Annotated in this window: 1 pseudogene; it reads right to left on the bottom strand. The window is 69.8% G+C overall.

From position 1 onward, the window contains the following. Nucleotides 1–210: pseudogene (locus tag SB786_RS37715) on the bottom strand (TolC family protein); the annotation flags it as partial. Nucleotides 211–235: the final 25 nt, after the last annotated feature.

Below are 235 nucleotides of genomic sequence, written 5' to 3'. Positions count from 1 at the left end.
CCACCAGTCGCTCGGCGCGCGCGCCGTCGTCACGCCCTGCGCGGGCGTACGCACGAAGTTCGCGGCGCTCGCGGCTTCGGGCGCGACCGCGGGCGCGCCGTGATAGTCGGGGCCCACGGTGCAGGCCGACAGCACGCATGCACCGGCGAGCAGCGTGAGGCGCGTGAAGGGCTTTGCCCGAGGAAAGCGGTAAGAACGAATGGCCGTCATGAGTCGAATATTGAAGCGTCAGTGG

Source organism: Burkholderia sp. SIMBA_062, assembly GCF_046534765.1.
GTDB classification, from domain to species: domain Bacteria; phylum Pseudomonadota; class Gammaproteobacteria; order Burkholderiales; family Burkholderiaceae; genus Burkholderia; species Burkholderia ambifaria.
The sequence above is the reverse complement of the archived record's forward strand: the minus strand, read 5'-3'. Positions and strand labels throughout refer to the sequence as shown.